Origin of the sequence: Nocardioides cavernae (assembly GCF_016907475.1) — a bacterium.
Lineage (GTDB): Bacteria > Actinomycetota > Actinomycetes > Propionibacteriales > Nocardioidaceae > Nocardioides > Nocardioides cavernae.
In genome coordinates, this window is sequence record NZ_JAFBCA010000001.1 from 1533018 (window position 1) to 1553522 (window position 20505).

General features: G+C 72.5%; 19 protein-coding genes. 14 read left to right on the plus strand and 5 right to left on the minus strand.

Annotation, left to right across the window (positions count from 1 at the left end):
* Window positions 1–12: 12 nt before the first annotated feature.
* Window positions 13–1014, minus strand: coding sequence for a LysR family transcriptional regulator (locus tag JOD65_RS07105; protein WP_191193091.1), 1002 nt, complete (start codon window positions 1012–1014; stop codon window positions 13–15).
* Window positions 1015–1175: 161 nt separating this feature from the next.
* Here JOD65_RS07105 and JOD65_RS07110 point away from each other — a divergent pair, with 161 nt between their 5' ends.
* From JOD65_RS07110 to JOD65_RS07140, 7 genes are all read left to right on the plus strand, one after another.
* Entirely contained in the window at window positions 1176–2555 is a 1380-nt protein-coding gene (locus JOD65_RS07110; protein ID WP_191193090.1) for an acyl-CoA dehydrogenase family protein, read from the plus strand.
* Between the two features lie 187 nt (window positions 2556–2742).
* On the plus strand, window positions 2743–3858 hold the full coding sequence (sfnG, locus tag JOD65_RS07115; RefSeq protein WP_191193089.1) for a dimethylsulfone monooxygenase SfnG: 1116 nt from the start codon (window positions 2743–2745) through the stop codon (window positions 3856–3858).
* Window positions 3855–5144 carry an SfnB family sulfur acquisition oxidoreductase gene (locus JOD65_RS07120; RefSeq protein WP_191193088.1) on the plus strand — a complete coding sequence of 430 codons (1290 nt, stop codon included), beginning with the start codon at window positions 3855–3857 and terminating at the stop codon, window positions 5142–5144. Before sfnG ends, JOD65_RS07120 begins: the two co-directional genes overlap by 4 nt.
* Window positions 5145–5163: 19 nt before the next feature.
* Complete coding sequence (locus tag JOD65_RS07125; protein ID WP_191193087.1) at window positions 5164–6306, plus strand: LLM class flavin-dependent oxidoreductase; 1143 nt, start codon at window positions 5164–5166, stop codon at window positions 6304–6306.
* Window positions 6303–6821 carry an NADPH-dependent FMN reductase gene (locus JOD65_RS07130; RefSeq protein ID WP_191193086.1) on the plus strand — a complete coding sequence of 173 codons (519 nt, stop codon included), beginning with the start codon at window positions 6303–6305 and terminating at the stop codon, window positions 6819–6821. The genes JOD65_RS07125 and JOD65_RS07130 overlap by 4 nt, the downstream gene beginning before the upstream one ends.
* Window positions 6818–7444, plus strand: coding sequence for a flavin reductase family protein (locus JOD65_RS07135; RefSeq protein WP_191193085.1), 627 nt, complete (start codon window positions 6818–6820; stop codon window positions 7442–7444). The genes JOD65_RS07130 and JOD65_RS07135 overlap by 4 nt, the downstream gene beginning before the upstream one ends.
* Window positions 7441–8865 (plus strand): MFS transporter, encoded by a 1425-nt coding sequence (locus JOD65_RS07140; RefSeq protein WP_204811002.1) that lies wholly within the window; start codon window positions 7441–7443, stop codon window positions 8863–8865. The genes JOD65_RS07135 and JOD65_RS07140 overlap by 4 nt, the downstream gene beginning before the upstream one ends.
* Window positions 8866–8967: 102 nt before the next feature.
* Here JOD65_RS07140 and JOD65_RS07145 read toward each other — a convergent pair whose 3' ends face one another.
* Together JOD65_RS07145 and JOD65_RS07150 are read right to left on the minus strand one after the other, a co-directional pair.
* Window positions 8968–9948, minus strand: a complete 981-nt coding sequence (locus JOD65_RS07145) for a DUF4349 domain-containing protein (RefSeq protein ID WP_191193084.1) — start codon at window positions 9946–9948, stop codon at window positions 8968–8970.
* Between the two features lie 58 nt (window positions 9949–10006).
* Window positions 10007–10879: an NYN domain-containing protein gene (locus JOD65_RS07150; protein WP_191193083.1), complete on the minus strand. Its 873-nt coding sequence runs from the start codon at window positions 10877–10879 to the stop codon at window positions 10007–10009.
* 55 nt (window positions 10880–10934) lie between these two features.
* Here JOD65_RS07150 and JOD65_RS07155 point away from each other — a divergent pair, with 55 nt between their 5' ends.
* The 5 genes from JOD65_RS07155 (at window position 10935) to JOD65_RS07175 (ending at window position 14904) form a co-directional block, all read left to right on the plus strand.
* Window positions 10935–12284 (plus strand): protoporphyrinogen/coproporphyrinogen oxidase, encoded by a 1350-nt coding sequence (locus tag JOD65_RS07155; RefSeq protein WP_307820998.1) that lies wholly within the window; start codon window positions 10935–10937, stop codon window positions 12282–12284.
* Between the two features lie 4 nt (window positions 12285–12288).
* On the plus strand, window positions 12289–13008 hold the full coding sequence (gene hemQ / locus JOD65_RS07160) for a hydrogen peroxide-dependent heme synthase (protein ID WP_191193082.1): 720 nt from the start codon (window positions 12289–12291) through the stop codon (window positions 13006–13008).
* Between the two features lie 86 nt (window positions 13009–13094).
* Complete coding sequence (locus JOD65_RS07165) at window positions 13095–13607, plus strand: cysteine dioxygenase (protein WP_191193081.1); 513 nt, start codon at window positions 13095–13097, stop codon at window positions 13605–13607.
* Window positions 13604–14020 carry a rhodanese-like domain-containing protein gene (locus tag JOD65_RS07170; RefSeq protein WP_204811004.1) on the plus strand — a complete coding sequence of 139 codons (417 nt, stop codon included), beginning with the start codon at window positions 13604–13606 and terminating at the stop codon, window positions 14018–14020. The genes JOD65_RS07165 and JOD65_RS07170 overlap by 4 nt, the downstream gene beginning before the upstream one ends.
* A 38-nt stretch (window positions 14021–14058) precedes the next feature.
* On the plus strand, window positions 14059–14904 hold the full coding sequence (locus JOD65_RS07175) for a hypothetical protein (RefSeq protein WP_191193080.1): 846 nt from the start codon (window positions 14059–14061) through the stop codon (window positions 14902–14904).
* Here the strand turns inward: JOD65_RS07175 and msrB are convergent, their stop codons facing one another.
* Window positions 14905–15303, minus strand: a complete 399-nt coding sequence (gene msrB, locus JOD65_RS07180; protein ID WP_191193079.1) for a peptide-methionine (R)-S-oxide reductase MsrB — start codon at window positions 15301–15303, stop codon at window positions 14905–14907. It abuts the gene before it with no gap.
* A gap of 51 nt (window positions 15304–15354) precedes the next feature.
* Here msrB and JOD65_RS07185 point away from each other — a divergent pair, with 51 nt between their 5' ends.
* Window positions 15355–16440 (plus strand): DNA polymerase domain-containing protein, encoded by a 1086-nt coding sequence (locus JOD65_RS07185; protein ID WP_191193078.1) that lies wholly within the window; start codon window positions 15355–15357, stop codon window positions 16438–16440.
* A 135-nt stretch (window positions 16441–16575) separates the two neighbouring features.
* Here JOD65_RS07185 and JOD65_RS07190 read toward each other — a convergent pair whose 3' ends face one another.
* Window positions 16576–19287: a stealth family protein gene (locus JOD65_RS07190; RefSeq protein ID WP_191193077.1), complete on the minus strand. Its 2712-nt coding sequence runs from the start codon at window positions 19285–19287 to the stop codon at window positions 16576–16578.
* 117 nt (window positions 19288–19404) lie between these two features.
* Here JOD65_RS07190 and JOD65_RS07195 point away from each other — a divergent pair, with 117 nt between their 5' ends.
* Entirely contained in the window at window positions 19405–20490 is a 1086-nt protein-coding gene (locus JOD65_RS07195) for a sulfotransferase family protein (protein WP_191193076.1), read from the plus strand.
* The last annotated feature ends 15 nt before the right edge of the window (window positions 20491–20505 follow it).

Here is a 20505-nt window from a genome sequence, read left to right on the forward strand (position 1 = left end):
ATCTCTCGCCTGCTATGCGCCGCGGCTGATCGGCGTCACCGGCGTCAGGTCCGCGACCCGCTCCGCCGGGGCGTCGGTGGCCGGGTCTGACGCAGTCGCCGGCAGCTCGATCGAGGACAGGTAGATCCGGGCCTGGCGCACCAGGGCCCGCTGCAGGTCGCGCAGCGGCTCGGGCACCCGCTCGGCCCGACGGCGCAGCATCAGCAGCGTCACCGTCGTCTGGTCGGTCTGGATGGGACGGGTGGTGAGCACGCCCGCCTCGACGAGCGGGTCGGCGACGATCGAGAAGTCGGGCAGCACCGAGATGCCGAGCCCGGCGGCCACCATGGCCTTCCCCATCTCGGCGCCGTCGGTGGCGTACGTCGTGCCCGGCAGGCTGCCGGCGAAGAGACGGTGCGCGTAGCGGTGCATCACGAAGCCGGGCCGCATGAGGACGTGCGGCTCGGCGCGGAGGTCGTCCACGGTGACCCGCTCCTTGGCGGTCAGCGGGTGCCCGACGGGGAGGCAGGCGACCGGCGTGCCCTCGATGAGCCGGTCCGCGACGAGCGTCGGCGGCACCTCGTCGCCGGGCAGGACGTTGACCAGGCCCAGGTCGAGCGATCCCTCGGCGAGACCCTGCTGGATGTCGACCTGCCGACCGTTGACGACCTCGACCCCGCCGGAGCCGTGGCGGGCGTGCAGGTCCCGCAGGGCGGGGGCGAGGAGGCTGGCGGACGCGGTGACGACCGTGCCGATGCGCAGGTCGCGTCGTCGTGCGGACTGCTGGCCCGCGGCCTGCCGCAGCCGGTCGACCGCCTCGAGGACCTCGGTCATGTTCTGGAGCAGGTCGAGTCCCTGCCGGCTGATCCGCGACCCGGTGCGCCGTCGGTCGAGCAGCGTCGTGCCCAGCTCCTTCTCCAGCTTGGTCACCGCCTCGCTCAGCGCCGGCTGGGAGATGTGCATCGCCTCGCTCGCGCGGCGCAGCGAGCCGTGCTCGGTCACCGCCGCGAGGTACTCCAGCTGTTCGATCCGCACGCTCTGCTCCTGCCGGGGGGTCTGGTCTGGCTGTCTGGGTGGGGCTGTCGGGTCGGTCGCGTCGCGGGTGGACGGCAAAACCTGCTACCGGGAGTTCGTGTCCGCGACGTCGATTCCCTAAAGTCTACTAAGTAACTATACAAAACGGGAGGAACTCACCCATGACCACCCTGCGTGTCCGGCCCACCCAACGCCGGACCGACCGCTCCGACCGCACCGCGAACGCCGACCACACCGCCCGGTCCGACCGATCCGGCCACCCCGGGGGCCGGACCGGCGGTGCCTCCGACGACCTGCTCGCCGAGTGGGCGCCCGTCCTCGACGCCGTCGCCGAGGGCGCCCTCCAGCGCGAGGTGGACGGCGAGCTGCCCGTCGAGGCCGTGCGCCTGCTCAAGTCCGAGGGATTCGGCGCGCTGCGCGTCCCGGCCGCGTCCGGCGGCGGCGGGCTCGACCTCGTCGACCTCACCCGGTTGTGGATCGAGCTCGCAGCCGTCGACGCCAACCTGCCGCAGGCCTTCCGCGGGCACTTCGCCCTGGTCGAGGACCGGCTGTGGCACCACGCCCGCACGAGCGACCAGCGGGTGTGGTTCGACCGGTTCGTCGCCGGCGAGATGGCCGGCAACGCCTGGTCGGAGGTCGGCTCCGACATCGACCTGCCGCGCACGGTCCTCCGCCCGCGGGCGGACGGGTCCTACAGGCTCGACGGCACGAAGTACTACACGACCGGCACGATCTTCGCGGAGTGGACCGACGTGCACGCGCGCGTCGCGCGGCCCGGGCACCCCGACGAGGTGGAGGACCCCACCGCGATCGCCCTGGTCGACACCCGCGACCCGGGCGTGCGCACCGTCGACGACTGGAACGGCTTCGGTCAGAAGGGCACCGGCAGCGGCACGACCACGTTCGACAACGTCGGCGTCCCGGCCGACCACGTGCTGCCGTTCGAGGACCGGTTCCCCTACCAGACCGCGTTCTACCAGCTGAACCTCCTCGCCACGCTCACCGGCATCGCCAAGGCGGCGCTCCGCGACGTGGTCGAGGCCGTGCAGAAGCGCACCCGCAACTTCTCGCACGCCAACGCGCCGCGCGTGCGCGACGACGCCCAGGTGCTGGCGCTGGTCGGCGGGATCGCCGCGGCGGTCTACGCCGCCGAGGCCGCCACCCTGCGGGTCGCGGGCAGCATCCAGGCCGTCGCGGACGCGCCCCTCGCGAGCGCCGAGGAGATCGCGGCCCTCGTCGAGACGAGCGAGATCGAGTCCTCCACCGCCCAGGTCGCGGTCTCCGAGCTGGTCCTGCGGGCCACCTCCGACCTCTTCGACGCCCTGGGGGCCTCTGCGACCGCCCGGCCCCTCGCGCTCGACCGCCACTGGCGCAACGCCCGCACGGTCGCCTCGCACAACCCGCGCATCCTCAAGGCCCGGGTCGTCGGCGCCCACGTCGTCAACGGCACGCCGCCGCCGTACGCCTGGTCGATCGGCGGGACCCGCCGTCGCCAGGACTGGGAGGACACGCGGCCCCGCTCCGGCGACGCCACCGGCTGAGGCCACCTGGGACCGACCGGTCACGCACCGGCTCCGGAGGGGGTGGAGGGCGGTGCCTTGCATTGCCTGCAAGGCATCACCTTCCACCCCCTCGACATCCCCGCGCGACGTCGGTCCCCGGGTGGGGGACTGACGCTGCTACGTTTGTCTACAAGATCGATAGAGTTTGTGCGCACAGAGGAGAGCCATGAGCACGTCACCCGTCGCGACCACCGAGCCGCTCCAGTTCGCCTACTGGGTCCCCAACGTCTCCGGGGGCCTGGTGATCTCGGACATCGAGCAGCGCACCGGCTGGGACTACGAGTACAACAAGCGCCTGGCGCAGACCGCTGAGAACAATGGCTTCGAATACGCCCTGACGCAGGTGCGCTACACCGCGTCGTACGGCGCCGCGCACCAGCACGAGGCGACCAGCTTCAGCCTCGCGCTCCTCCTCGCCACCGAACGGCTCAAGGTCATCTCGGCGGTGCACCCCTACATGTGGCACCCCGGCGTGCTGGCGAAGTTCATCGCCACCGCCGACCACCTCAGCAACGGTCGCGCGGCCATCAACGTGGTCTCTGGGTGGTTCAAGGACGAGGCCACCAGCATGGGCGTGCGCTGGCTCGAGCACGGCGAGCGCTACCGGATGGCCGAGGAGTTCATCTCCTACGTACGCGAGATCTGGACCGACGACCACGCCGAGTTCCACGGCGACTTCTTCCAGCTGCGCGACTTCGACATGAAGCCGAAGCCGCTGGACCTGCCCGGCCGCCCGCTCCCGGAGGTCTTCCAGGGCGGCAACTCCACGGTCGCCCAGGGCGTCGCCGGCCGTGTCTCCGACTGGTACTTCGCCAACGGCAACACTCCCGACGGGATCGCCGAGCAGATCGCCGGCGTCGGGGCCTCGGCCGCCACCGCGGGACGCACCGTGAAGATCGGCGTCAACGGCTTCATGGTGGCCCGCGACACCGAGGCGGAGGCCCACGCGACGCTCGAGGAGATCATCGCCAAGGCCAACCCCGAGGCCGTCGAGGGCTTCGGCAACGCGGTCAAGCAGGCCGGCCAGTCGGCCGGCGACAAGAAGGGGATGTGGCAGGACTCCGACTTCCGCGACCTCGTGCAGTACAACGACGGCTTCCGCACCGGCCTGGTCGGCACCCCCGAGCAGGTCGCCCACCGGATGATGGAGTTCAAGCGCCGCGGCGTCGACCTCTTCCTCCTCGGGTTCCTGCACTTCCAGGAGGAGGTCGAGCACTTCGGCGAGCACGTGCTGCCGATCGTGCGTGAGCTCGAGGCTGCCGAGCAGGAGCGCGTGGCATGACGACACCCCACGACGTCCTTCTTCCCCGCTCCGTTCCTCCGAACAACGCCGCGGGAACCCCGACGTCCTACGACGGCCCTGCGCAAGAGACCGTGCCGGTGCTGTCCCACGACGCGGCGATCGCGGTCGCCACGGAGATCGCCGCCGAGCTCGCAGCCACGTCGCTCGAGCGCGACCGCGACCGCCTGCTCCCCGGGCGCGAGCTGGACCGCCTCTCGGCCTCCGGCCTGCTCGCGGTCACGGTGCCGACCGAGCACGGTGGCGCCGGGCTCCCGGTCGAGACGCTGGCCGAGGTGTTCCGCATCCTCGCGAGCGGCGACCCGAGCGTGGCCCAGGTGCCGAACAGCCACTTCGTGTACGTCAACGCACTGCGCCACCAGGGCACGCCCGAGCAGCGGTGGTTCTTCTTCCGTGAGGTGCTGACCGGCAAGCGTTTCGGCAACGCGCAGTCCGAGGTCGGCACCAAGCACGTGCGCGACATCCGCACCGCGCTCACGCCGGCCGGCAACGGGCGCTGGACGCTCAGCGGCACCAAGGGCTACAGCACCGGCGCTCTCTTCGCCGACTGGATCCCGGTGCTCGCCCGACAGGACACGCTGGCCGCCCCCGGCACCGGTCCGCTCCACGTGGCCTGGGTCGAGCGCCAGGCCCCCGGCGTCAGCGTCACCGACGACTGGAACGGGATGGGCCAGCGCACGACGGCCAGCGGCACCGTGCAGCTGGACCAGGTCGAGGTGACCGCCGACCGGATCACGCCCTACCACCTGACCTTCGAGGGTCCGCAGACCTACGGCGCCTTCGCGCAGGTGCTGCACGCCGCCCTCGACGTCGGCATCGCCCGCGCCGCGCTCACCGAGGCCGCCGAGTTCGTCCGCACCAGGTCGCGTCCCTACCCCGACGCCGGCGTGGACCGGGCGGCCGACGACCCGCTCGTCGTGCAGGCGCTCGGCGAGATGGAGCTCGACGTTCGCGCCTCGGAGGCGCTGCTGCGCGAAGCCGCCCGGGCCGTCGACGCGGCCGACGCCGACCTCACCGCCGACAGCGCGGCGACCGCGAGCCTGGCGGTGGCCGCCGTACGAGCCCACTCGGCGCGGGTGTCCGTCGAGGTGTCGAGCCGGCTCTTCGAGGTGTCCGGCACGCGCTCTGCCCTCGACTCGCTCAACCTCGACCGCCACTGGCGCAACGCCCGCACCCACACCCTGCACGACCCGGCCGCCTGGAAGGTGCAGCACCTCGGCAGGTACGTCGCCGACGGCACGCCGCCGCCCAACCACGGCCAGCTCTGACCCCGCGAAAGGATCATCGATGAAGTTCCACTGGTTCCTGCCCACCAACGGCGGCGACGGCCGGCAGGTCGTCAGCGGCGGCCACGGCGTCTCCCACGGCGCCGGCGGACGCCCCGCGAGCGTCCCCTACCTCGGGCAGATCGCCCGCAGCGCCGAGCAGCTCGGCTTCGAGGCCGCGCTGACGCCGACCGGCGCCTGGTGCGAGGACGCGTGGCTGACCACCGCGATGCTGGCGCCGCTGTCCGAGCGGCTGAAGTTCCTCGTCGCCTTCCGGCCGGGGATGACTTCGCCGACGCTCGCCGCCCAGATGGCCGCCACCTTCCAGAACCTCTCCGGCGGCCGGCTGCTGCTCAACGTGGTGACCGGGGGCGAGTCCCACGAGCAGCGCGCCTACGGCGACTTCCTCGACAAGGACGAGCGCTACGAGCGCTGCGACGAGTTCCTCGAGATCGTCCGGCGGCTCTGGACCGGCGACGAGGTCACCTTCGCCGGCCGCCACCTGCGGGTGGAGCAGGCGCGCCTGCAGCAGCTGCCCGACCCTGTCCCGGAGATCTACTTCGGCGGCTCGTCGCCCGCCGCCGGCCTCGTGTCCGCCAAGCACGCCGACGTCTACCTCACCTGGGGCGAGCCGCCGGCCGCCGTGGCGAAGAAGATCGCGTGGATCCGCGAGCTCGCCGAGAAGCAGGGCCGCGAGGTGCGCTTCGGCATCCGCATGCACACCATCAACCGAGACACCTCCGAGGAGGCGTGGGCCGAGGCCGACCGCCTGCTCGAGGGCATCGACGACGCCGAGATCCGCCGTGTGCAGGAGGGCCTGAAGAGGTCGGAGTCCGTCGGCCAGCAGAACATGCTCGCCCTCAACAACGGCTCGCGCGACGGCCTGGAGATCCACCCCAACGTCTGGGCCGGCGTCGGCCTGGTCCGCGGCGGGGCCGGCACCGCGCTCGTCGGCAGCCACGAGGAGGTGGCTGACCGGGTCGAGGAGTACGCCGCGCTCGGCATCGAGGAGTTCGTGCTCTCGGCCTACCCGCACCTCGAGGGCGCCTACCACTTCGGCGAGGGCGTGCTCCCGATCCTGGCGAAGCGCGGCCTGTGGACCAACCCGGCCCCGGTCGCCGCCAGCGCGTCCGTGCCCTTCGGCGGCCAGCGGGCCGCCTCGTGAACAACAGAGTCGCCGTCGTGGTCGGCAACCCCAAGCCACGCTCCCGCACGTACGAGTCCGCACTGATCCTCGCCGACCGGCTCGGTGGTGCCGACCTCGTGGTCGACCTCGCCGACCATGCCTCGGAGCTCTTCGACTGGGCTGCGCCACGCGTCACCGAGCTGGTCGAGGAGGTCGCCTCCAGCCTGGTCGTGGTCGTCGCCAGCCCGACCTACAAGGCGACCTACACCGGGCTGCTCAAGGCGTTCCTCGACCGCTTCCCCCACCAGGGGCTCGGCGGCGTGACCGCGATCCCGCTGATGCTCGGCGCGTCGCCGGTGCACTCGCTCGCCACCGAGCACGGGCTCCGCCCGCTCCTCGTCGAGCTGGGCGCGTCCGTGCCGACCCGCGGGCTCTACGTCCTCGACTCCGAGCACGACCGGCCCGAGACGTACGACGCGTGGTTCGCCACCGCTCAGCAGCTCCTGCCGACCCTGCCCGCTCCCGCCCCCTCCCTGGAGGTGTCGTCCGCATGACCGCACACGCCCACCCGCACCACGCGTCCGTCCCGGCCATCGACCAGCGCGCCCTGCGCGACGCCTTCGGCGCCTTCCCCTCCGGGGTCGTCGCCGTCGCGGCGTCGGTGAAGGGACAGCTGACCGGGATCGCCGCGTCGTCGTTCACCTCCGTGAGCATCGACCCGCCGCTCGTGTCGTTCTCCATCGCCACCTCGAGCTCCACCTGGCCGCTGCTGCGTGAGGCCGAGCACCTCGGCATCAGCGTGCTGGCCGACCACCACGACGCGGTGTGCCGGCAGCTGGCCGGCCCGCGCGAGGAGCGCTTCGACGGCCTGCCGTTCAAGGTCACCGGCAACGGGGCGGTGCTGCTCGACGAGGCCGTCGCGACCTACGACTGCTCCCTGCACGAGGAGGTCGTCGCCGGCGACCACGTCATCGTGCTGCTCGAGGTGCACGACGTCGGCGGGGGAGACGGCGAGCACCCTCTCGTGTTCCACCGCTCGGCCTTCGCCAAGCTGCACCGCGACGACCTCGACCCCGCCCGCCTCGACGGCCGGATCAACGGCGCCGAGGTCGACCGGGGCACCCGCGAGTCCGACTCCGCCACCGCGTCACGCGACGACGCGGAGGACGCCGCATGATGAACACCCCACGACCTTCTTCGCCTCCCCCGCTCCGCTCCTCCGCCGAACAACGCCGCGGGGACCCCAAGAACAAGGGCAAGCACACCGGCGTGGCCGCCGACGTACCCCCGTCCCCGCGCCGCGTCGCACTGGCCTCGGCCGTCGGCGCCACGATCGAGTGGTACGACTTCTTCCTCTACGGCACCGCCGCCGCAGTGGTCTTCGACAAGCTCTACTTCAACGGCCTGGACGGACCGGCCGCGCAGTTCGCGGCCTTCGCGACCTTCGCCGTCGGGTTCTTCGCCCGACCGATCGGCGGCCTGATCTTCGGCCACTACGGCGACCGCATCGGGCGCAAGCAGATGCTCCTGCTGACCCTGGTCATCATGGGCGTCGGCACCGCGCTGATCGGCATGCTGCCGACCTACGACCAGATCGGCGTCTGGGCGCCGATCGCCCTGGTGCTGCTGCGGGTGCTGCAGGGCATCGGCGTGGGCGGTGAGTACGGCGGCGCGGTGCTGCTCGCCGTGGAGTACGCCCCTGCCGAGCGCCGAGGCTTCTACGGCAGCTTCGCCCACATCGGCGTGCCCGGCGGGCTCGTCCTGGCCGCCGGCGCCTTCTCCCTGGCCGGGATGCTGCCCGAGGAGGCCTTCCTCGCCTGGGGCTGGCGCGCCTGCTTCCTGGTGAGCATCGCGCTGCTCGGCATCGGCGCCTACATCCGACTTTCCGTCATGGAGACCCCGGAGTTCGCCAAGGTCCAGGAGCGCAAGGAGATCTCGCGACTCCCGCTGCGCGACCTGCTGCGTGAGCAGCCCCGGCCGCTGCTGCTCGGCATGGGCACGCGCTACATCGAGGGCTTCACCTTCAACCTCTTCTCGGTCTACCTGCTCGCCTACGTGGCGACCAACCTCGAGCTGCCGCGCAGCTGGGCCCTGGACGCGATCCTGGTCGGGGCGGCGCTCGGGGTCGTGCTGGTGCCGATCGCCGGAGCGCTGAGCGACCGGGTGGGGCGCAAGCCGGTCTACCGGGTGGGGGCCTGGATCGGCCTGCTGTTCGCCTTCCCGGCGGCCTTCCTCGTGCAGACCGAGAACCGCTGGGCCATCTCGCTCGTCTTCGTCGTCGGCCTCGGCGTCATCTACGGGACGGTCTACGGGCCGCTCGCTGCCTTCTGGTCCGAGCTGTTCGACACCCGGTACCGCTACACCGCCCTCAGCACGCTCTACCAGGTCTCCGGCATCCTCGCGTCCGGGCTGACGCCGCTCATCGCGGCGTGGTTGGTCACCCGCGGTGACGGGACCCTGTGGTGGGTCGCGACCTACAACGTGGCGGTCGCCGTGATCTCGCTGACCTGCGCGCGGTTCCTGCCCGAGACCCGCGGCCGTGGACTCGACAGCGCCGATCCGACGCTGGAGCCCGTCCCCGAGGGCGTCCCGGCCTGAGGGTGCACACTGACTGACGCGTAGACACGCGGACAGAACCCTCGGCCGGACTCCCGTCCCACGCCTGGCGCCGCAGGCGTGGGACGGGTCGTGTCCGCGCGTCTACGCGGCGGGCGTTCGCGACGCGGCGGTCCGGCGACGGCGTACGACGAGCCAGACCGGCAGCCCGAACACTGCGGCCACCGCGGCGAAGGGCAGCAGCGCGCCGACCATCGTGGTCACGATGGTGAACAGCGTCCCCATGGCCTTCGAGCCGCCGTCGAGCCCGGCGAGGAATCCCGTCGGCCGCTCCTCCTCGGGCTCGTCCTCGACGACCTGGTGGGTGGTGATGTCGACCGTGATGGTCGACAGCGAGGTCTGGTCGGCCAGCCACGACTGCTGGGACTTCAGCGAGTCCAGCTCGGCCTGCCGGCCGGTGAGCTGCGACTCGATCCAGATGACGTCCTTGAGGTCGCGGGCGTCGGCGAGCAACAGCTCGACGCGTCGCAGGCTGGCCTCCTGTGCGCGGACGCGGGCGCCGTTGTCGATGACCTGGGTGGTGACGTCGTCGGAGCCGCGGTCGGACGAGCGCAGCACTCCGACCTGCTCCAGCGCGGACATCGTCTCGCCGAACTTCCGGCTCGGCACCCGCACCACCATCCGCACGTAGGAGGTGTCACCCTCGGCGTCGGTCTCGGTGGTCTCGTCGGTGATCTCGCCGCCCTGCGCGTCGACGACGCGCTGCACGTCCTGGCGAGTCGCCCGGACGTCCTCGCCGGCGAGCGAGACGGTGCCGCTCGAGATGACCGAGCGCTGCAGCTCGGGGGTGGTCGGGCCGTCCTGCCCGCTCGAGGCTTCGGACGACCCACCCGTGGAGTCGTCCGACGAGCCGCCGGCGTCCGACTGCGTAGCGGACCGTCCGGCGCCACTCTCCGATGAGCTCCCGGACGAGCTCCCGGCCGTGTCGCTGGACGTCTCGCTCGAGACGTCCCCGGAGACGGCGTCGCTGCCGCTGTCGTCGGCGGAGCAGGCGGCCAGCAGGGCCGTCATGGTGAGGGCGGTGAGGAGTCCCGCGGTGCGGGAGCGGGTCGCGGTGAGGGTCATGGCCGTCCGACGCCGCCGCCGCGCGGGCCGGTTCCGGCCGTGACTGAACTGTGACGCGTCAGGCCTTCTTGCTCGACGCCCGCTTGGCGGTGCGCTTGGTGGTGGTGACCTTCGGCGGCGCCGCCTTGGGCGGTGCCTGGGTGGGCGCCTCCTTGTCGGGCACGTTCTTGTCAGGCGCCTTCCGGCCGGTCGGCTTGTGGCCCTTGAGCCGCACCCGCAGCGCGTTGCCGTTGCCGGAGGTCTCCAGGTAGGGCTGGGCGGTGATGAGGGTGCTCAGCCGCGCGCCCGGACCGGCGAAGTTTCGCGCGTCGAAGGACGGGTGGGTGCGGACCAGCTGGTTGCCCAGGGCGGGGAGGAGCGCCCAACCCTCGTCGTCGGAGACCGCGTTGACCGCGCGGGTGAGCGCGCTCTGCAGGTTGATCGAGGGGGTGTCCGCCTCGCCCGCGTCGTCGGCGTCGTCGTCGGCGTCCTCGCCGTCGCCGGGCCGGTCGGCGACCACCGCGAGGTCGATGAACTTGTCGCAGGCGTTGCGCAGCGACTCCGGCGCCTTGTTCTCCCCGAGCACGTAGACCTTCTTGCCCGACTCGCGCAGGCGGTGGGCGAGGCTGGTGAAGTCGCTGTCGCTGGTGACCAGCGCGAACGCCTCGACGTTGCCGTCGTACAGCAGGTCCATCGCGTCGATCACGAGCGCGAGGTCGGTGGAGTTCTTGCCGGACGTGTAGGCGTTCTGGTGCATCGCGCGCAGGCCGAGGCGGTTGAGCTTGCGCGCCCACTGGGTGAGGTGCGGGTTGGTCCAGTCGCCGTACACGCGCCGGATCGTCGGGTCGCCGTACTTCGCGACCTCGCCCAGCACCTCGTCTGCATAGGCCGGCCGCGTGTTGTCGGCGTCGATCATCACCGCGATCCGGTCGGCGGCTGCGTGGGACTCCATGCGTGCAGCCTAGGGCGCGCCCGAGCGTCGCCACCTCCTCTGGCAGGGTGGTGGCGTGAGGCGTGACGCGGTGGTCGTGGGTGGCGGGATCGCCGGTCTGGTCGCGGCCCGGGGCATCGCCGCCACCGGCTGCGACGTCCTGCTGCTCGAGGGTTCGCCCCAGGTCGGCGGCAAGCTCCGCAGCGCGGAGGTCGCCGGACTGACCGTCGACGTCGGCGCCGAGGCGATGCTCGCCCGTCGACCCGAGGGCCTGTCGCTCGCCGCCGAGCTCGGCGCCGAGGTGGTCCACCCGACGCCCGCGACGTCGGCGGTGTGGTCGCGCGGGTCCCTGCGCGCGATGCCGCGCTCGCTGATGGGCGTCCCCTTCGACCTCGACCAGCTCGCCGCCAGCGGTGTGCTCAGCCCCGAGGGCCTGGCGCGCGCGAGCGCCGAGGCCGCCACCACCGTCGACGACGACGTCTCCGTCGGCGACCTGGTCGCGGCACGGCTCGGCGACGAGCTCGTCGACCGCCTCGTCGAGCCGCTGCTCGGAGGCGTGTACGCCGGCCACGCCCACCACATCTCGGCGGCCGCGGCCGTGCCGCAGTTGCTCGCCATGGCCCGCCGCGGCAGCCTGCTCGAGCAGGCCTCAGGCGTGCCGGCCTCGGTCGCCCCGGTCTTCGCCGCCCTGCCCGGCGGGATGGGCCGAATGCCCGGCCTGGTCGCCGACGGCGGTGGCTTCGAGGTGCGCACCTCGGCGACCGTCCGCGCGCTGCGTCGTACGCCGTCGGGCTGGGCGCTGACCGTCGGCCCGACCACCAGCGCCGAGACGATCGAGGCCGACGTGGTCGTGCTCGCAACCCCCGCAGCAGCCACCGCCCGCCTCCTCGGCGAGGTGCTCCCGGACGCCGCGGCGGAGCTCGCCGCGGTCGACGCCGCCAGCGTCGCCGTCGTCACGCTGGCCTTCCGGGCCCAGGACGTCCCCGACGCGCTGTTCGACCGGTCCGGGTTCCTCGTGCCGCCCGTCGAGCGGCGCACCATCAAGGCCTCGACCTTCTCCTTCGCCAAGTGGGCGTGGGTGCGCGACCTCGACCGTGACGTCGTGGTGCTCCGCACCTCGCTCGGACGTCACCGTGAGGAGGCCACCCTCCAGGCCGGTGACGAGGGGCTGGTGCGGGTGTCCCTCGCCGACCTCGCTGCCATGGCGGGCATCACCGCCCGGCCCGTCGACACCCACGTCCAGCGGTGGGGCGGCGCCCTGCCGCAGTACGCCGTCGGCCACCTCGACCGGGTCGCGCGGATCCGCGCCGCCGTCAGCGGACAGCCGGGGCTCGCGGTCTGCGGGGCGGCGTACGACGGTGTCGGCATCCCGGCGGTGATCGGCTCGGCCCGGCAGGCCGTGGCCTCGGTCACACGGGCAGAATGACGGCATGAGCGAGTCCACCGAGACGCAGTCCAACGCAGCCCGCACGCGGGAGCTCAACGACACCATCCGCTACACGATGTGGTCGGTCTTCCGGCTCCGCGACGTCCTGGGCGACGCCGCCGACCGCGCCGCCGAGGCGACCGACGTCGAGGCGCTCCTCGAGGTGCTGGCCGAGCAGGACGTCGTCGTGCGCGGCATCTACGACGTCAGCGGCCTGCGTGCCGATGCCGACGTCATGGTGTGGTGGCACGCCGCCGACTCCCAGCAGCTGCAGGGCGCCTACAACGCCTTCCGGCGCACGGCCTTCGGCCGCCGCCTCGACCCGGTGTGGTCGCAGATGGCGCTGCACCGCCCGGCGGAGTTCAACAAGTCGCACATCCCGGCGTTCCTGGCCGACGAGGAGCCCCGCGCCCACGTGTGCGTCTACCCGTTCGTGCGGTCCTACGAGTGGTACCTCCTCGACGACGGCGAGCGTCGCCGGATGCTCGCCCAGCACGGCCAACAGGCTCGCGGCTATGCCGACGTGCGCGCCAACACCGTCGCCTCCTTCGCGCTCGGCGACTACGAGTGGATGCTCGCCTTCGAGGCCGACGAGCTGCACCGGATCGTCGACCTGATGCGCGACCTGCGCGCGTCGGACGCTCGTCGCCACGTGCGCGAGGAGGTGCCGTTCTACACCGGCGCCCGGGTCACGCCGCAGGAGCTGCTCGACCGCCTGCCCTGACGCGGCGCGCCGGGTGCTGGACATGGCTGCAGTCGTCGCTCTCGCAATGTAGAGTAAGTCACTCAACATTGTTCTCAGGAGGACCCATGACCGCCACCTTCCCCGCCTCCCAGGCCCCCGCCGTCCGCTCGACGGGTCGTGCGTCGAGCCGCACGACCGACCGACGACAGGCTGCCCGCACCGCGCTGGCCGAGCACCTCGCCACCCATGACCCCCTCGCGCACGTCGACCTGACCGTCCCGGAGCGCACCTGGGCCCGCGTCGGGACCGGTGTCGGTGCCGACATCTGGCTGATCACCTGGCCCGCCGGCTCGAGCACCGGCTGGCACGACCACGGCTCGGCGAGCGGTGCCTTCGTCGTCCTCACGGGGTCGCTGACCGAGTACGTCTGGACCGGAGTTGCCACGGCCGGGACCCTCGGTGCGTCGTCGGTGCGCGAGTTCGACGGCAGCCACATCCACGACGTCGTCAACCACGGCACCGAGACCGCCGTCTCCTTGCACTCCTACGCCCCGGGCCTGGCCGCGATGACGCGCTACGAGCTGGTCCGCGGACGGCTGCAGGTCACCAGCGTCGAGCAGCGCAGCGAGTCCTGGTGAGCACCGTCTCGAGCGTCCGGTACGACGGCATCGACGCCCTGCTCGCCGACGCGCGCAGCCGGCTGGAGCGGGTCGACGTCGAGACCGCCTACCGGGAGGCGCTCGGGGGCGCGGTGCTCGTCGACATCCGCCCCGCGGCACAGCGGGCGGCCGAGGGGGAGGTGCACCCCGCGGTGGGTCCGCTGGTGGTCGAGCGCAACGTGCTCGAGTGGCGGTTCGACCCGCGCTCGGACGCGCGCCTGGAAGAGGCGTCGTACGACACCCGCATCCTGGTGCTGTGCCAGGAGGGCTACACCTCCAGCCTGGCCGCCGACGCGCTGCGCAGCCTCGGCCTCGACGCCACCGACGTGGTGGGCGGCTTCAAGGCGTGGCGCGAGGCGCACCTGCCGGTCGCGTGCCGCGGCGACGGCTGACCCCGGAACGGCCCCGACCGCAGTAGCGTCGGAGCATCATGAGGATCCTCGCCGCTGCTGCCGTGCTGACCGTCCTGGGCGCCACCGCCTGCTCCACCGAGGCCGAGATGAGGGCCGTCGACCCCGCCTCCGGCTCCGATTCCGGTGCCGCCGCTGCGTCGTCGGGCGAGGCGCCGCAGCCGGTGCCCGACGGTGAGGTGCGCACGAGCGGCCTGGTCATGGTGATCGACGACGGCGACGGCCCGGAGCTGTGCCTGGGTGCCGTGGCGGAGTCCTACCCGCCCCAGTGCGGCGGCCCCGCGCTCGCCGACTTCGACTGGGGCGACGTGGGCTCCGAGGAGGCCTCCGGAGTGCGGTGGGGCTCCTACGCGCTGACCGGCACCTTCGACGGCTCCACTTTCACCGTCACCGACGCGATCCCCGCGGCCCTCTACGACACCATGGCCCAGCCCGAGGAGGAGCCGCTCGCCGCCGCGTGCGACGACCCGACCACGACCGACACCGCGAAGGCGACCCCGGAGGACATGGACGCCACGCTCGCCGCGGCCTCCGCGCTGCCGACGTACGCCTCCGCGTGGCTCACGGGCAACACGATCAACGTCGCCGTCACCGAGGATGCCGAGGGCGCCGAGGCCGAGCTGCGCAAGACGTGGGGCGGGATGCTCTGCGTGACCACCGTCGAGCGCACCGATGCCGACCTCAACGAGGTCAACCAGGAGCTTCAGGCCGCGCTCGGTGACCAGCTGCTGACCAGCGGCTCGACGTCGCCCGACTCGCTCGACGCGCAGGTCGTGTTCGACGACGGGTCGATCCAGGAGTGGGCCGACGCGACGTACGGCGACGGGCTGGTGCGGATCAGCTCGTCGCTGGTCCCCGTGGAGTGACTACTTCTTCTCGTTGAGCGTGATGCTGATCGAGTTGATGCAGTAGCGGTCGCCGGTCGGCGTGCCGAAGCCGTCGGGGAAGACGTGGCCGAGGTGCGAGCCGCACGTCGCGCAGCGGACCTCCACGCGCTTCATGCCGTGGGCGTTGTCCTCGATGTACTCCACCGTGTCGGTCATCGGCTGGTAGAAGCTCGGCCAGCCGCAGCCGGAGTGGAACTTGGTGTCGCTGGTGAACAGCTCCGACCCGCAGGCCTTGCACGAGTAGGTGCCCTCGGTCTCGGTGTCGGTGTACTCCCCGGTGAACGCGCGCTCCGTGCCGGCCTGGCGGAGGACGGCGTACTCCTCCGGGTCGAGCTGCTCACGCCACTGCTCGTCGGTCTTCTGAACGTCGTAGGCCATGGGGCCAGTTTACGGAGGCGTTCCAGCGCGGCTCCCGGCTAGGGTCAGGTCATGGCAGCAGCGAAGCCGGTGATGGTCCAGGCCGGCGATCGGGAGGTTCGCGTCTCCTCGCCCGACCGGGTCGTCTACGAGGCGACCGACTCGACCGCCGAGGTCACCAAGCTGATGGTCGCGGAGTACTTCGCGAGCGTCGAGGACGGCCTGATGCGCGCGTTGCGCGACCGGCCCACGGCGCTCGAGCGGTGGACGTCCGGCGTCCGTCCCGGGATGAAGCTCGCGACCGGCCCGCAGGACCGCAACGCCGACGCGTTCTACCAGAAGCGGGTGCCCAAGGGGGCGCCCGACTACCTCGAGACCGCGACCATCACCTTCCCCTCCGGGCGCACGGCCGACGAGATCTGCCCGACCGAGATCGCCGTGCCGGTCTGGTGCGCCCACATGGGCACGCTGACCTTCCACCCGTGGCCGGTGCGCCGTGCTGACGTGGACCACCCGGACGAGCTGCGGATCGACCTCGACCCGCAGCCGGGCACGACGTTCGCTGACGCCGTACGCGTCGCCGGGGTCGCTCGCGAGCTGCTCGACGACCTCGGCATGACGGGCTTTGCGAAGACCTCGGGCAACCGCGGCATCCACGTCTACGTCCGGATCGAGCCGAAGTGGGACTTCGCAGCAGTCCGCCACGCCGCCATCGCCTTCGGCCGCGAGCTGGAGAAGCGTGACGACGGGGTGACGACCGCGTGGTGGAAGGAGGAACGCGGCGAGCGGATCTTCGTCGACTTCAACCAGAACACCCGCGACCGGACGATCGCGTCGGCGTACTCCCTGCGTCCCATCGCCGGAGCTCCTGTGTCGACGCCGGTGACGTGGGACGAGCTCGCCGGCCTCACCTCGCCCGCCGACTTCAACCTGTTCACCGTCCCCGACCGGCTCGCCTCCGACGGCGACCCCTGGGCGGCGATCGACGACGTGCACCACTCGCTCCAGCCGCTCCTCGACCTCTGGGACGAGCACCCCGTCGAGCTGAACTTCCCGCCCGACCACCCCAAGATGCCCGGCGAGCCGCCCCGTGTGCAGCCGTCGAAGAAGGTCGAGTCCCACTGGGACGCCGACGGCAACCGGGTCGAAGGCACCTGAGCGCTCGCCACGACGTACGCCGACACGCGGGCCAGCGGTGCCCCAGCCACATTCCGGGCCCAGGGAATGTGGCTCACGCACCGCTCGACAGGTGGGGTCCCGTGACGGTCGCTGCGCGACCTCCTCGCCCAGCGGTCACTGCTCCCAGGGGGCGGGGATCGGGAAGTACTGCTCGAGGAACTCGTGGAGCAGGCCGTCGGCGCGTTCCTCGTCGAAGGCGGCGAGGAGGTTGTCGGCGATGCAGAAGAAGTCGCGGTCGCGGCGGTGCATCTGCCGCAGCTGGACGGGCAGCTGCTGGTGGCCGAGGTCGACGTAGCCGTGGTGGGCGCCGGCGCGGAAGGCCTGGCCGGTGATCAGCCCGTAGGTCTGCGCGAACGACGACAGCATCGACAGGTCGGTCTCGGAGCGGAACGGCGCGTGCGTGGTGCGCTCGACCTCGGCCGGGAAGCGGGCGGCGATCTCCTCCAGCGTCGTACGCCGCTGCGGGTGCGGGCTGTGCATCATCGTGTGGGTCAGCGCGACCCCGAACGCGTCGGCGAGCACGCGGCGGTTGTTCTGCGCCGCGGTCAGGTAGGGGCGGTCGTCGGTGCCGGGGAGGCCGATCGCGCGGTGGTCGGCGACGAAGGCGGCGTACTGGCCACCGGGACGGAAGAAGTGCTCGGGACGTCGCGGGCGCCCGAGGAAGACGTCGTCGTTGACGTAGACGAAGTGCTCGGCGAGGTCGGGCACCGCGTGCAGACGGGTCTCGATCGCGTGCGAGCTGAAGGTCGGCAGCGCCGACTCCGGCAGGATCTCGCGGTGGTCGACGACCCGCACCCGGTCGTGCGTGGTGTCGAGCCACGACGGGACCTGGCCGGCGGTGACCAGGTGGATCCGTCGCACCCACGGCGCGAAGAGGTGGATGCTGCGCATCGAGTAGCGCAGCTCGTCGCGGCTGCGGTAGCGCGAGGCGCCACCGGCGCGGGCGCTCGGGGTGCCGCCGAGCTCGCGGATCCGTTCGTCGCGGGCGGCGAGCCAGGCCTCGTCGTCGCCGTCGACCCACGTGTAGACGACGTCGACGTCGAAGCGGCAGTCGTCGATCGTCGGCAGCGCCATCACCTCGAGGGTCGGCACCTCGACGTCCTCGACCGTGATGGTGGTGCGGGGCGTGCCGGCGGGCACCCGGTCGCCGTAGCGGTTCGGGCCGGGCGCGAGCAGGTCGCCGTCAGGCGACTCCTCCCAGAACTGCACGCCGACCTCGACGCCCTCCCCGAGCACGCCGTCGTGCCCGCCGCGCATCGGCCACGGCTCGAGGAAGAGCGTCGCCGTGCGGGTGCGGGCGAGCTCCTCGGTCATCACCGCGACGGTGCCGCGGCGCTCTGGCCAGCCGCGCTCGGCCGGGTCGCGCACCGACAGCCAGTCGGGCACCGACCCGGTGGCCAGCGCGGACAGGAATGCGCTGCGGCGTGACGACGGGACGACCACCACGGGGTGCGGGTCGAGCCCGCGGGCCGGCACCACGAACCAGCCCTCGCCGGTCGTGGCGGCCGCGGACGTGAGCGCCCGCAGGGACGTCGTACGCGCCTGGGCCGGGGTGACGCCCGCGGCCCCGGTGGTCTCGGGCAGGTCGCCGAGCGGACCGGGGCGGAGGCCGTGCAGCACCCGGCGCGGGGCGAGCGGGTCGGCGCGGCGCGCGACCGCGGTGCGGAAGGTCGCGACCCACTGCCGGGCCAGCACCTCGCCGTCCCAGCGGTGCGAGCGCTCCAGCGCGGCGGCGCCGATGCTGCTGCGCAGGTCGTCGTCGGTGGCGATCCGGAGCATCGCGGCGGCGAGGGCCGCCTTGGACGCCGGCGGCACGAGGAGCCCGTCGACGTCGTGGGTGATCATCTCGCGTGGGCCGGACGGGCAGTCGTACGACACCGGGGGCACGCCCGCCGACATCGCCTCCTGCAGGACGAGCGGGTAGCCCTCGCCGCGGGAGGCGAGGACGGCCACGCTCGTGCGCGCCCACTCGACGGCGAGGTCATCGGTCGAGCCGGGGAGGCGGACGCGGTCCTCGAGCCCGAGCTTGCGCACCTGCGCGGCGAGGTTGTCGGCGCGGGGCCCGTCGCCCCAGATCGTGAGCGTCCAGCCCGGCAGCTGCTCGTGGATGCGCCAGAAGGCGCCGACGACGTGCTCGAACTGCTTCTCCGGCGCCAGCCGGCCGGCCGTGACGAACGTCTTCTGGTCGAGCAGGGAGCGCGGCTGCGGGTGCGAGGGCAGCGGGTTGGGGATGACCTGCAGCTCGGGGGCGGCGCCGCCGAGGCGTCCGGCCAGCCAGCGCGACATCGACTCCGTCAGCGAGACGACGACGTCGGCCCGCGGGGCGAACTGCAGCAGCGCGCCGAGGTCGTTGACCCGGCTCGAGGAGGCCCGGTGCTCCTGGTGCACCAGCGCGACGTCGGCGGGGGCGAGCTGGGCGACCACCGCCAGCAGCTCCGGTGTGGTGGTGACGAGGACGTCGGCCTCGATGCTGCCGAGCGCCTCGCGCAGGGCGGCGTCGGTGAGGGCGTTGTAGAGGGCGTCCCAGCTGCGCGGCACGATCGTGGACTCGCGCTCGGCGAGCTCGGCCGGGTGGTCGCCGGAGACCGCGACGGAACGCTCGGGGCGTACGTCGACGAGGTAGGTGACCTCGAGGCCGTCGGCCAGCGGGTAGTGGGTCGCGTCGCCGCTGCGCGTGACGCTGAGGATGCGGACGCGGTGACCCTCGCCGAGGCCGAGGAGGGCGTTGGCCTGCTCGATCCCGGAGCGGGCGGTGCCGCCCATCCCGTCGGCGTTGAAGAGGACGTAGACGACGTCGAGCGGCCCGTCGCGGCGCGCTCGGCGCATGGCGGAGCGCACCTTCCCACCGAGCCTGTCGGTCAGTGCCACGTGGTCCTCAGTCCTGTCCGGGAGCGGGTTGCCACGATCCTAGGGGGAGCAACACCGGCCGATAGGGTGACCCGCATGCCGACGTCCTCCACCCCGCTCGTCCTGGTGTCCGGTTCCGGGCGTAGCGGCACGAGCTCCCTCGCCGGCACCCTGAAGCGGCTCGGCCTCCACGTGCCGCAGCCCGAGGTCAAGGCGTCGGAGACCAACCCGCGCGGCTTCTACGAGCCGCAGTGGGTCATCGACTTCCACAAGCGCCACCTCAAGGAGCTCGCGCTCTTCAACATCGACAGCCGCCCGGCCGCCGTCGACATCGTCGCGCGCCACGTCGGCACCGGCGTCCCGACCGGTGAGCTGCACGAGTGGCTGTCCGGCCAGCTGGCCGAGTACGACCAGGTGGCCGACCAGATCGTGGTCAAGGATCCGCACGCGTTCTGGTTCGCCCAGGTGTGGGAGGTCGTCAGCGCCGAGCTGGGCGCCGACCTGCGCTGGCTCACCGCGCTGCGCCACCCCGCCGAGGTCGTCGGCTCCCGCGACATCGCCTACCTGTCCAGCCAGTCCGAGGAGCTGCGGCTCACCAAGGAGACGTCCAACGTCGCCGGCTGGGTGCACGCTGCACTCCTCACCGAGCAGGCCGGCCGCGGCTCCAAGCGCTCGTTCGTGAGGTACGCCGACCTCCTGGCCGACTGGCGCGCGGCGCTCACGCCCGTGCAGCAGCAGCTCGCTCTCGAGTTCAACGCCGACCTCGCCGCGACTGACCACCACCCGGTCGACGACTTCATCGAGCCGTCGATGCGCAAGTCGCAGCTCACCTGGGACGACGTCCGCACCCCCGACTGGCTGCGCGACATGGCGGAGGAGGTCTGGCAGCTGCTCGGCGTGCTCACCACCACGCCGCACGACGTCGACACGCTCGCGCGGCTCGACGACATCCACGAGGACTACCGCACGCGCTACGCGGACGCCGTCGCGCTCACCTTCGACCACACCAAGGCCGAGTCCACCCTCGCCGGGCGCCAGGCGCGCGACGCGCAGCGGGCGACAGTCCAGCAGCTGCGCCGCGACCTCGAGAAGGCCCGACGTGCTCCCGAGCCCACCGTCGGGGGCCGCGAGGCGGCTGCCATCCTCCGCCGCGCCGTCGTACGCCGCGTCACGCGCCGCTGACCTGACAACCCCCTG